The sequence below is a fragment of the Ruminococcus sp. genome (genome assembly GCF_024691275.1).
GTDB lineage: Bacteria > Bacillota > Clostridia > Oscillospirales > Ruminococcaceae > Ruminococcus.
The window spans coordinates 19,812-30,883 of the sequence record NZ_JAILNU010000024.1 but is presented as its reverse complement, the minus strand read 5'-3'; the positions used below and the strand labels follow the sequence as shown (position 1 = coordinate 30,883).

11 protein-coding genes are annotated in these 11,072 nt (G+C 46.1%); 6 read left to right on the top strand and 5 right to left on the bottom strand.

The window, feature by feature from the left end:
* Nucleotides 1-41: 41 nt before the first annotated feature.
* Entirely contained in the window at nt 42-1,040 is a 999-nt protein-coding gene (locus tag K6G33_RS02955; RefSeq protein ID WP_296776085.1) for a hypothetical protein, read from the top strand.
* 37 nt (nt 1,041-1,077) lie between these two features.
* On the opposite strand, the gene K6G33_RS02950 is transcribed toward K6G33_RS02955, so the two are convergent.
* From K6G33_RS02950 to K6G33_RS02930, 5 genes are all read right to left on the bottom strand, one after another.
* Nucleotides 1,078-1,992 (bottom strand): anti-sigma factor, encoded by a 915-nt coding sequence (locus tag K6G33_RS02950; protein WP_296776083.1) that lies wholly within the window; start codon nt 1,990-1,992, stop codon nt 1,078-1,080.
* Nucleotides 1,982-2,482, bottom strand: coding sequence for a sigma-70 family RNA polymerase sigma factor (locus K6G33_RS02945; RefSeq protein WP_296776080.1), 501 nt, complete (start codon nt 2,480-2,482; stop codon nt 1,982-1,984). The genes K6G33_RS02950 and K6G33_RS02945 overlap by 11 nt, the downstream gene beginning before the upstream one ends.
* 122 nt (nt 2,483-2,604) lie before the next feature.
* Nucleotides 2,605-2,814 (bottom strand): helix-turn-helix transcriptional regulator, encoded by a 210-nt coding sequence (locus K6G33_RS02940; RefSeq protein WP_026053000.1) that lies wholly within the window; start codon nt 2,812-2,814, stop codon nt 2,605-2,607.
* A gap of 132 nt (nt 2,815-2,946) precedes the next feature.
* The gene (locus tag K6G33_RS02935; RefSeq protein ID WP_296776079.1) at nt 2,947-3,261 is read right to left on the bottom strand and encodes a DUF6442 family protein; all 315 of its coding nucleotides are present in this window, start codon (nt 3,259-3,261) and stop codon (nt 2,947-2,949) included.
* Nucleotides 3,262-3,514: 253 nt separating this feature from the next.
* Nucleotides 3,515-5,932, bottom strand: coding sequence for a glycosyl hydrolase family 65 protein (locus tag K6G33_RS02930; RefSeq protein ID WP_296776076.1), 2,418 nt, complete (start codon nt 5,930-5,932; stop codon nt 3,515-3,517).
* Between the two features lie 390 nt (nt 5,933-6,322).
* Here K6G33_RS02930 and K6G33_RS02925 point away from each other — a divergent pair, with 390 nt between their 5' ends.
* From K6G33_RS02925 to K6G33_RS02905, 5 genes are all read left to right on the top strand, one after another.
* Entirely contained in the window at nt 6,323-6,769 is a 447-nt protein-coding gene (locus K6G33_RS02925; protein ID WP_296776073.1) for a LytTR family DNA-binding domain-containing protein, read from the top strand.
* 12 nt (nt 6,770-6,781) lie between these two features.
* Complete coding sequence (locus K6G33_RS02920; RefSeq protein WP_296776070.1) at nt 6,782-7,525, top strand: hypothetical protein; 744 nt, start codon at nt 6,782-6,784, stop codon at nt 7,523-7,525.
* A gap of 238 nt (nt 7,526-7,763) precedes the next feature.
* Nucleotides 7,764-9,341 carry a hypothetical protein gene (locus K6G33_RS02915; protein ID WP_296776067.1) on the top strand — a complete coding sequence of 526 codons (1,578 nt, stop codon included), beginning with the start codon at nt 7,764-7,766 and terminating at the stop codon, nt 9,339-9,341.
* 22 nt (nt 9,342-9,363) lie between these two features.
* Complete coding sequence (locus K6G33_RS02910) at nt 9,364-9,768, top strand: hypothetical protein (protein ID WP_296776065.1); 405 nt, start codon at nt 9,364-9,366, stop codon at nt 9,766-9,768.
* A gap of 76 nt (nt 9,769-9,844) precedes the next feature.
* Nucleotides 9,845-10,972 carry a hypothetical protein gene (locus K6G33_RS02905; protein WP_296776061.1) on the top strand — a complete coding sequence of 376 codons (1,128 nt, stop codon included), beginning with the start codon at nt 9,845-9,847 and terminating at the stop codon, nt 10,970-10,972.
* Nucleotides 10,973-11,072: the final 100 nt, after the last annotated feature.

Here is an 11,072-nt window from a genome sequence, read left to right as displayed (position 1 = left end):
AGGTTTAAGGCATTTCAGCCAATGTGAACAGGAGATACAATATGAATTATAAGAGTTTTATCGCAGGCGCAATGGCGTTTGCTCTTGCAGCTTGTACAGCAGGCTGCGGCGATAAAAAGGATTCCGATACTAAGACGGAAACAGAAAATACCACGGCAGCTCCCGTAGAGGAAACTACTCCGGAAAATACTACAGAACCCGAACCGCCGAAGCCTGTTGCAGCTACAGATCCCAATGCCGTAACATTTGACAACGGCTTGTTCGATTTTGCATACGTAAAGTCTGAAGACCCCGACTGCGCAAAAGGCGAGCTTTCCGTCGAGGAAGTAATGGGCAACAAGATGCTCAAATTCACAGATGACAATACTGTGCCGCTGAAAGGCAAGGTGCAGAAGGTGAGGATCAATGCAGTAAAACTTCTCGGCAGCGAGGGTATAGCAAAGGTTCGCAGGATAGAGTTCGATCTGTATGCTCAGGCTACAGCAGACCACCTCAAGACCAATGATGCAGATGGTGTAAGAGCTCCGGGCTGGATCGGCGGCGGCGGCGGAACTGTAACTGCAAACAGTGATAAATGGTACGATTTTCAGGAGTTCGAGGGCGGAGAGTACAACTTCGAGACTTCGGGTGCTGTCCACGTAAAGTTCAAGTTCCTGCTTGCTGACAGCGGGCAGTGCTGGAGCGAGGATATGGAGGACGCAAACTTCCTTATCATGCGCTGGGGCATAGCAAACGAAGCTGACCTTATGATAGACAATATCGTTTTCTATGACGAGGACGGAAATTCCATACCTCTTACAGCAGAATATTCAGGTAATACATCAGCTTCTAACAGCGATGCAGAGACTGCGAATACGGAAGCCGCATCTGGCGAGATCGAACTGACAGATGATCTCAAAAAGCAGTTTGAAGATGCCGAAGTGTTAGCCAGTGAAGTGAATTCACAGGCTAAGGAGGCTATAGAAGAAGCTTCGAGACAGGTCGCTGAAAAAGAAAAAGAGAAAGAAGAAAAGAAAAAAAGAATGATGAATAAAGAATAAGAAAACGCTTCCGAGTATTTCGGAAGCGTTTCTTTCGTTATTCGGCTTTGATCCATTCTTGAACGGTGTATTTCAGACCGTCTTCGGCTGTATTTTGTATCTCTTGTATCGTATAGAGTACATTGCCTTTTTCGTCTGTTGCCGTGCCTTCTGTTATGTAGCTGTTATTTCTGGGAGGATAGCTCTGCAATTCATAGCTTATGCCGCAGAAGCCGTTTCCATCAGGAGAAAGAGTATAAGCTTTGCCGTTTTTAGTGAAGTTTATATTTTTTATTGCCTTGTCTGTTACATAAAAGGTGACAAAACCATAATATTTCTCACAGTAACTGCACGAATGACCTGTATCTGACGTAAATATGCCAGTATTTTCAGCGTATTCGCCGCAGCTGCCGCCATTGCTGATCCATAAGCCCATTCTCAGCATATCACAGCGGCTTGAACTGCAATTTGCGATCAGTGTAACATCGAGGTCGGGTCTATAGATAAGTGCGCAGGTATCCGCAGCCTTTCCGTCGTCGCTTTTTACGGTGCCGATAACGGTTATCTCAGACTTCGAAGCATTGTGCTGTTCTTCGGGAGTTTCATAAAGGTCGGCCGACCAATCCTTCATTTGCGATCTCGCAGCGGATTCGGGCGTGAATCTTGCACCGTCGATGAAGTTGCCGACTATACCGCCTATGAATATGATAGCTATCACGGCGCAGGTGACTTTCAGAAGCATCCAGCGGTGATGCTTGCGGACACGCTTGGCGGTCTCTTTGTATTTTGACGTATCTTCGGGTAAAGGGATATTTTCGCTTGGTTGTATATTATTTTTCATTTGTTCCCACTCCTTTTGGCAGTCGGGACACTCCGCAAGATGCTCTGAGACTATTTTCTGCGACTTTTCAGAAGCAATGCCGTCAATGCAAAGCGGCATAAGGTCGCGTATAACATCGTGGTCATATTTCATATCCATACCTCTCTTTCATGGTTTTGCGCAGTTTTGCAACAGTACGATTGTATATGACGGCTGCGGTATTCGCTCGTATTTTCAGAAGCGCGGCGATATCCGCATAGCTTGTATCCGAGTACAGGCGGTACTGCATGATCGAGCGTGACGGTTCGTCGAGTTCGTCGATCAGAGTGCGCAGTCTGATGAGCTTTTCCTTGTGCTCAATATCATCAATGGGCGGCGGAACGGATATATCGTTTTGCTTAGCCGCGATATCGCGCTGATGCGATTCTCTGCGTATGTACTTTGCATAGATATTCTTTGCGATCTGAAACAGCCACGTTCGCAGGCTGCATTCACCGCGGAATTTCCCGAACGAGAGGAATGCCTGATAGAATGTTTCCTGAGTAAGTTCTTCTGCGGCAGTCATGTCGAAAGATGTCATATGCATGAGAAAGCGCAGGACATCAGGCTGATATTTGTTGTATATCTCCTCGAATTCATTCAACGGCATTCACCTCCTGTTGTGGTATCTGATACGTATCTGTATATTAGTACCTGTTCCGAGGAAAAAATTACAATCCACAAAAAAATAATTTATGCTTCTGATTCCGGAAGCGTTTTTGTATATCAGTCAAAATAAAAAATATCCTCAAACTTCTTATCAAGGGCAATGCATAGTATCAGCGCAAGCTTTGCCGTGGGGCTGAACTGTCCCGTTTCTATGGAGCTTATGGTATTACGGGAAACACCCACCATTTTCGCAAGCTCGTCCTGTGAGAGCCTTTGCTCCTTGCGTATTTCTTTGAGGCGGTTTCGGAGTACAAGTGAATCGTCTATCATTTAGCCACCACCTTATGTTTTGAGATCGGAAAGACCTCTTGCCCTGTCTATCTCAGCGATGTCGCGGTTTTTGTTTTCTTGTCTGCTTTTAGCAAGAATTTCTTCTTTATTCATAGTCAACACTCTTTCTCATATATGAACAAAATGGTGTACGACAGATACAACAGTTGCCAGAGCCATAAGTGCACCTGCGTAAAGATCGTCCTTGTTATCGGTCTTTTTCCACCTGTAAAGGTAATCGGCGGCGAATGATGCGGTGAAGATACTATAATAGCCGAAATTCATTTTATCGAGTATGATATAGTCAATGGCGAAAAGCGCGAGGCAAAATATAATTGCTGCAATTCTGCCGTATTTCATGCCTTTTACCCTCGTTTCGAGATAAAATGGGTCGTTATTCTTGTTATCGTTTCTGCTTTTTTCAAGTATTTCTTCCTTATTCATAATAGTACCTCCCACGTTATGCAAAGTTTTATTGGCAGTTTTTGACAAGTATACTTGGTATGATCATATTATAGCATTGTCAAGTGTACTTGTCGAGACTTTGCAAAGCAAACTTGTCAGATTTGTGTGAATACACAATTTGTGGCTGGTAAAAAAATGCTGATTGCACAAAAGCGTAGGAGCGGCATTCTGCCGCCCCTACAGATACAAAAAGGCACTGTGATCTTCACAGTGCCTTAATTACGCATTAAATTCAGCCCATAACTACCTTTATCTCGTTTACAGCTGCCAGCTTGTCAGCAGGAACGTAATTGCCTGCGAGCTTCTCGCCGTTGAGAGTGATCTCCTTAACGCCGCTCTGAACGTGTGCGGAGTTGTCGATAGCGATGTTGAGCTTCTTGCCGCGGAAGTTCTTCTCGATCTTGAAGCCGTCCCACTTAGCAGGGATAGAAGGAGCGATAGTAAGTCCGCCGAGGTCAGGACGCATACCGCAGATACCCTCAACGCAGCCTACCATTACTGTTGAAGCTGTACCTGTGAGCCAGTGAACGTGTGAACGTCCCTCGTAAGGTGAAGCCTTTGACTCGGTGAACTGACCGTGAACATATGGCTCCATAACACGTATCTCAGCTTTGTCGTTCATAGCAGCAGGAGAGCTTTCGAGGAAGTACTCGAATGCGCGGTCGCCGTGTCCGAGGAGGGACTCAGCAAGTATCAGCCAGCCCTGTGACTGTGAGAAGATACCGCCGTTTTCCTTTGTATCGAGGTTGAACACCTGCATGAGAGCGCCCTCGAAGTGGTGGTACTTGTAAGGCGGTTCAAGGAGCTTAGCGCCGTAAGGTGTATTGAGTATATCGTGAACACTGTTCATAGCCTTGTCAGCCTGCTCGCCGGAAGCGAAACGTGAGATAACGCTCCAGCTCTGAGGATTGAGCCACATATTAGCTTCAGGATCCTTTTTAGCGCCGACGATAACGCCGTCTTCACGGATACCGCGGATAAATCTGTCCTCGTCCCAGCACTTTCCGAGAGCTGCACCCAGCTTCTTCTGAGCATCGTCGAGGTAAGCTATATAATCTGTATCGTTCTTGTCCTTAGCCATGTCGCGCATAACGTTCATAGCGTAGTAGAGCTGGAATGCAACGAATGTTGACTCGCCCTTTGCACCAAGGCGGAGACAGTCGTTCCAGTCAGCGTGGAGACCTGCCGGCATATCGTGATCGCCGAGTCGCTCCATAGAGAAGCGGATAGCGTTCTTGAGATGCTCGTAAACAGTAGCCTTTCCGCCGCCTTCCTCTGCATATGTGATAACTTCGTCGAGGAAGCCCTTGTTGCCGCTCTCGCCGAGGTACTTTACGATAGTCGGGAAGAGCCAGAGTGCATCGTCTGCGCGGTAAGACGGGTGACCGGTTTCCTTAGCGTAAACGCTGTGCTCGTCGTTCTCGTCAGGACAAGTCTCATGACCTGCGTTGTGGTCGAACTTGACCAGTGGGAGACCGCCGCCGTTGCTTACCTGAGCAGAGAGCATGAAGCGTATCTTCTCAGCTGCCATTTCGGGGTCAAGGTGAATGATACCCTGTATATCCTGAACTGTATCGCGGTAGCCGTAGCCGTTTCTGAGACCGCAGTAAATAAAGGAAGCAGCTCTTGACCAGATGAAAGTGATGAAGCACTGGTAAGCGTTCCATACGTTTATCATGTTGTTGAACTCGTCGGAAGGAGTCTCTACCTTGAAGTTGGAGAGCTGACCGTGCCAGTAGTCCTTGAGCTGTTTAACTTCAGCGTCTACCTTGCCTGCTGTCTTGTATTCGTTGAGTATAGCAGCAGCCTCGGGGTCCTTGCGCTCGCCGAGCACGAAGATGAACTCCTTTGTCTCGCCTGCTGCGAGAGTGATATCGCTCTGGAGAGCGCCGCAGGAGTTAGAGTTATAGTTCATAACGCCGCTGCACTTGCCGTTCTCGACAGCGATAGGATTTGAGAAAGTCCTGTAAGGACCGATGAAGTCGCTGAGGCTTCCGCAGCAGCCTGTAACAGGCTGACCGACCATGCCGAAGAAGCGCTCCTGACCGTTGTAGCCGTTCTCGTCGAAGCCTGTGTTCTCGTTCATATGCTGGAGGATACGGTTGCCGCCCTCGAAGCTTGTACGAGTGATGAACAGGGTGTACTGGAGGTTTACCTGATCCTGTTCGTAGTTAGGCTCGTTTGTGAATTCTATGAATCCGAATACGGAAAGCTTTCTCTCCTTGTCGGAGTTGTTTGTTACCTTAGCTCTCCATACCTCGTATGTCTTTCCGTAAGGAACGTAGTATGTAGTTTCGGACTTTATATCAGCATATTCTGCTGTAATAACCGTATAAGCAGTACCGTGGCGGCATTCGCTCTTGTACTGATCGAGAGGCTTGCCTACAGGCTGCCAAGAAGCTGACCAGTAATCGGAGGTATCGTTGTCTCTTATATAGATGTAACGACCGGGGAGAGCCATATCGGAATTGAAGCGGAAGCGTGAAAGTCTGCCGTTAGCGCCTGATTTAACGAAGCTGTAGCCTGCTGCATTATTTGATATCATAGCGCCGTATTCGGGGTCTCCGAGGTAGTTTGCCCATGGTGCGGGAGTTGCGGGGTTAGTGATGACATATTCTTTGTTTTCAAGATCAAAGTGTCCGTACTTCATAATACATTCTCCTTCTCAGCTGCCTTTGGACAGTGCTTTCCGCAGGCAGAAAATATCAATCTAATTATACCATTTTATACGGGCGTTGGCAAGGGGGTAATAATGAACATACCGTTAACAACCGCAAAAAAGAACAGTTTTTTACTACTATTTGTAATATATTGTTATGGGATTGCTTTTTGTTATTGTCTTTTAATTGTCAATTATACATTTCGTTGTAGCTGTGACGGCTGTGAACGGCATTGTGAAAGTTATGACCTGCGTAGTGCAAGGTGTGCGTGAAGTATTGATTTTTACAGGCGCGTCCATTATAATAAAATCACAGGAAACGGAAATTTCCCGCAGCAGGGATAAGCTTATCAATAAAAGAAAGTGAGGAGGTCAGCCGAAATGAAAATAAGATTACTTGTCAGCGACGAACACTACGATTCGATAGCGGCTGAACTTGTAAAAAAGGGCATAGAGATCGACGACAGCGCGGAGCTGATCCTTTCGGAGAGCAATGTTACCGTGTCTCATCTTATAGCGCGGTGCGGCGATGAGATATACAGGCTCGAAACGGCGGATATCTCCCATATCGAGAGCTTTGCCCATGATATAGTTGCATACTGCGGAAACGACGAGTACAGGCTTTCCGAGACGTTGAAACGTTTGGAAGAAATACTCGACCCGAAGGAGTTCATACGTGTCAGCAATTCGGTGATAGTTTCGATGCATCACATAAAAAGCATACGTCCTGCATTGTCGCAGAAATTCACACTGACTATGAAAAACGGGGCAAAAGTTGACGTTACGCGGACGTATTACTACATATTCAAGGAATTTATGGGCATATAAGGAGGGATAAATATGGCAGGAGGAATAAGCGCTCTCGGTATAATTATATCTGTAGCCTGCGTGATTATTTTATCAATAATATCATTTGCAGTCTATAAGGCAGCATATAAACGCAAGATAAACAAGCGCCTTGCAGAGGGCAGAGAAGCGGATATCAAACCAATGATGCCGCCTGTGAAGTTCGTTATCGTTACGATACTGGGAGCCATGGGCGGAATGATACTTGTATGGCTGATACTGATAATGTTCTTCAGTGCGAAAATGAATAGCCTAAAGAAGGACATGGCAGTATATCCGAGAATAGCTTTTTACAGAGATGAGACGCTTGAAGATTCGCTGTTCGCAGGGTATAAATTCGGTGATGAGATAAAGGGCTATAACAGGTTTTCAAAGCAGTTCGGAGATGTAAAGCTCGAAGTATATGTTACCAAAAATACCTTTGATATGTTTCCGACTATCCTCGTCGCTTCTGACTATGTGGGCGATAAGGAGAATCTGACTTTCTCCGAGGAAGTGAAATACAGCTTTTACACTGAGAACTGGGGAAATGAGTTGTGTCCCGATTCTTTGGTCGCCATAGATGTTGGCGGTTATAAGGGTGAATTCACATTGAAACATAAAGTGTATTACAGCGACAATATCAAGGATCTTATCAATGAACCTCCCGATGAAAGCTATGAATTGGATTTCAGGATACATGAGTCGGGCTCGATAGCTTGTCCGCAGCTGGGACTTACAGTAGACAGTTGGGACTGATGAACAAAGGAAATGAATATATAAACGCAGGCGGCTGTTTTCAGCCGCCTTTTTGTATGACAGTGACATATGTCATTCACGAAAGGATATATGTCACTGCGAAAGTGACAAACGTCATCTATGCAAATCGGCGTTTCTGAGTATAATAAAAGCATAGGGTTGCGCAACACCTGAAACGTGAACATACATCAGTAAAAACCAAAAGCATCAACTAAAATGATTATAAAGGAGAATTATTATGAAAGTTAATTTTAAAAAGTCAATGGCAGCTATGGCAGCTACAGCAATGTGTGCATTTTCAATGTCAAACGTTATTTCCGCAAGTGCAGCATCAGGTGCGAAAAAGTCATCAAGTATCACAAGATCAAGCACATCAGGCACAGGTTCAAAGAAGAATAACGATATAAAAGTTGTGACAAAAACAACTACAGCTAAGTCAAAGGCAACAACAAGCACTACTACGACCACAAGTATGTCAAAGAAAACAGGTCTTGTAAACGGCGCAAAGAAAGGCACAACAACTACTACAACAAGCATAAAGCTCAATACAGGCAATTCAAATTTAACAGTAAATGACAGCGTTCTCGGCAAGCTGAACAATGGAGCTCTTGATGACAGACTTGATGCTCAGATCACTCATGATCTGGACAGAGAGTTCGCAGGCAGCATTATCGGTAAGGATATCGAAGCTGATCTGGCAGGCAGAATAGGTCTGGATGAGCATCTCGGCAATGATATGCTGGATATAGACAGCCGCTTTAACGATATCCTCGGCGGCAGAACAGATATTATGGGTAACCTTGGTTTAGAAGGCATCGGAAGCAGCAGAGGTGATATCCTCGGCGATCTTGATATAAGAAACGGCGGCAAAGGTACAGGCGGTTTAGGAAGCGTGGGCAATTGGTGCGCACATGGGATCAAAGGTAATTGTACGGATTCAAACAGATGCTGGAGTTATAAATCAGGCGGAGGACATTACCAGAACAAAGGAGGAAATGTTAAGGTAGATGTTTTCAATACTATAGACGGAAACAGTTACAGTATTGGTTGTGGAAATGGCGTATATATCAATATTTTCAATGGTAAGATTCTGATCGGCAATGGTCAAAGTTCGTCTTGCAGTATTGGAGGTACTTCAGAGTTCCAGACGTTGATTTTCGGTGAAGATACAATTTGCCGTGCTAATCAGGATGATGGTTATGGTTCGTGTTCGATCAATGGCGGCGAGGCAGTTATTATTTACAATGAAAACGGAGTTCAGGTAATAACAAACGACGGTGAAAATGTTACGATATCCAATAATACAGGCAATAACGGCGGTTCAGGTTCCACAGGCGGCAACGGTGGTTCAGACCCCGGTACAAGCGGCGGAACAACTCCGAGCGGAACAGACAACGGCGGAACAGCTCCGAGCGGAACAACTCCGAGCGGCGGCAATCAGGGCGGAAGCGACGACAATAATTCAGGTACACAGTCAGGTTCAGGTTCAAGCGATAATACAACATCATATACCACAGCAAACTCAGGTTGTGTAGACCCCGGCGAGGACGGACATGGCCACAGCAGCACCGGCGGCAGCAGAAATGTTGAAGATGATGACCACGACTTCACAAATATCGGAGGCGGCTGCATCGACCCTTACAGAGAAAACAATGGCAACAGCGGCAGCAGAGGCTCTAACGAGGGCGTTCATTTTGGCGGCAATCCTATGATAACTAACTGGGGCAATGAGCCGAGATTTACAGAGATAGTATCAGACGGTGATTTTACAAAGTTCAATGATCCGCTTATCGACCCGATCAAGGGCAACTTCTGAGACTGAACGTAAGGAGATTATTATGAAAAAGTCTATTGCAGCTATCGCAGCGGCAGCAATGTGCGCTGTTACAATGACAAACGTTCTTTCGGCAAGTGCGGCTCAGCGTGTGAAGCTCTCTCCGAAGGACAAGTTCAACATTTCCTCGGGATCCGACAGCGATCCTGAGGAGGAAAATGATGATGAAATAGAGGAAGCTCTCAATTTAGATGCGCAGGCATGGCTCGAAGCCGAGCGCGAGTTCTGGAAAGAGCACTGCGGTATGGGCGCAGAAAATAACGACAGCGAGGAGCAGGACGACGATGATACATTTGATTTCATCGGAAGGAGCAAACAGAACTGGGATATCATCTGGCAGAAGCGCTTGCATGACGATATGAAAAGACTGGAAAGGACTATCAAGCACGATGTTATATTCAGACATTGAACGACAGAACATACAAAGTAAAACCCGGAACCAAATTTAAAAGGAGTATTATTATGAAAGTCAATGTTAAAAAGCTATGGCAGCTATCGCGGCTTCAACAATGTGTGTGATCCCTATGGCAAACTCTTTTTCCGCAAGTGCAGCAGCACTTCGGAAAAAGAACGCATTTCTCGTTTCAGATTCAAAAGCAGTAAGCAGCAGTGATTCTTCGGATTCGTCTGACAGCACAAAAATCGCGGTAAACAGCGAGCTTGCTGAGGAGTTGTCAAAGAGCAATGCGTTAAGGTTCTATGAGGAGACAGCTTCCGACACAGGCAAGACAACTCTTGACATATCAGCAAGCGAGCTCAAAGATATGCAGCTTGAAGTAATATTGGAGCTCGAAGCTCTTACAAGCAGATTCGAGGCTGAGATAGCTGAACTCGGAAGGGTAAGCGATATGAAAGGAATGGCAGGAAGCCTGCTCAGGATCGACGGAATGCTCGGAGAGCTCGACCATGTATTCACAGGTATAGACAGCTTATTCACAATGGATACGAAAGGCATTCGCGCAGGCAAGACTACACTGAACAAAAGGATCGGCGCTTCTCTGAGCAAGCTCGATACACTGCTCGGCAACGGTATCGGTGTAGGCGTCTATGGTCCGTCAAACTTCGGCAGCACTGTTTTGGGCGGTGGTAACAGCGGCGTTCTTTGCGAAAATAGCTGCGGAGGTTTTACAGGCGTTAGCGGACAAGGCGGCTATACAGGCGTAAGTTGTGGTGAAAGTAAAAATAATACATCAAACGGTGGTTCAAAGAGCGGCACAACAGGCGGTTCTAAGAGTGACAAGTCAGTTGGTTCAAAGAGTGGCAAGTCAGGCAGTTCAAAGAGTGGCAAGTCAAGCAGTTCAAAGGACAAAAAGTCAGGCGAACAGAAGCATTATAATACGTGCGAAGATGTTTTCGGTGAAGCAGCTTGCAAAAAAGCGCAGGAATTATTGGATGCTACATCAAAAGTACCCGGCACTACACCATCAGGCGGTGACGATGATGACAAAAAAGACGGCACAAGCAGTGGCAACAACGGCGACGGCACTTCCTGTGAAGATCCAAATGCAGACAGGAATGGCAGCGGAAGCGGCAACGGTAAGATAGTCATTCCCGGCGGCGGATTCACAGATCCTGCTGCAAGCAAAGCATCGGTAAGATCTCTTAGACGATAAGAAACACGGGGGCATCTTGATAAGGGAAGAATAAACGAAAAGACTCTCATTTAAGCCGCACAGGGCTTACGGGAGAGTTTTTTCGCATATCGTCAACCAT

What these genes read in the sequence shown, in the direction of transcription:
- K6G33_RS02955 (WP_296776085.1), top strand. Translation starts at nt 42, where the DNA reads ATGAATTATAAGAGTTTTATCGCAGGCGCAATGGCGTTTGCTCTTGCA.
- K6G33_RS02950 (WP_296776083.1), bottom strand. Translation starts at nt 1,992, where the DNA reads ATGAAATATGACCACGATGTTATACGCGACCTTATGCCGCTTTGCATT.
- K6G33_RS02935 (WP_296776079.1), bottom strand. Translation starts at nt 3,261, where the DNA reads ATGAATAAGGAAGAAATACTTGAAAAAAGCAGAAACGATAACAAGAAT.
- K6G33_RS02930 (WP_296776076.1), bottom strand. Translation starts at nt 5,932, where the DNA reads ATGAAGTACGGACACTTTGATCTTGAAAACAAAGAATATGTCATCACT.
- K6G33_RS02925 (WP_296776073.1), top strand. Translation starts at nt 6,323, where the DNA reads ATGAAAATAAGATTACTTGTCAGCGACGAACACTACGATTCGATAGCG.
- K6G33_RS02920 (WP_296776070.1), top strand. Translation starts at nt 6,782, where the DNA reads ATGGCAGGAGGAATAAGCGCTCTCGGTATAATTATATCTGTAGCCTGC.
- K6G33_RS02915 (WP_296776067.1), top strand. Translation starts at nt 7,764, where the DNA reads ATGAAAGTTAATTTTAAAAAGTCAATGGCAGCTATGGCAGCTACAGCA.
- K6G33_RS02910 (WP_296776065.1), top strand. Translation starts at nt 9,364, where the DNA reads ATGAAAAAGTCTATTGCAGCTATCGCAGCGGCAGCAATGTGCGCTGTT.
- K6G33_RS02905 (WP_296776061.1), top strand. Translation starts at nt 9,845, where the DNA reads ATGGCAGCTATCGCGGCTTCAACAATGTGTGTGATCCCTATGGCAAAC.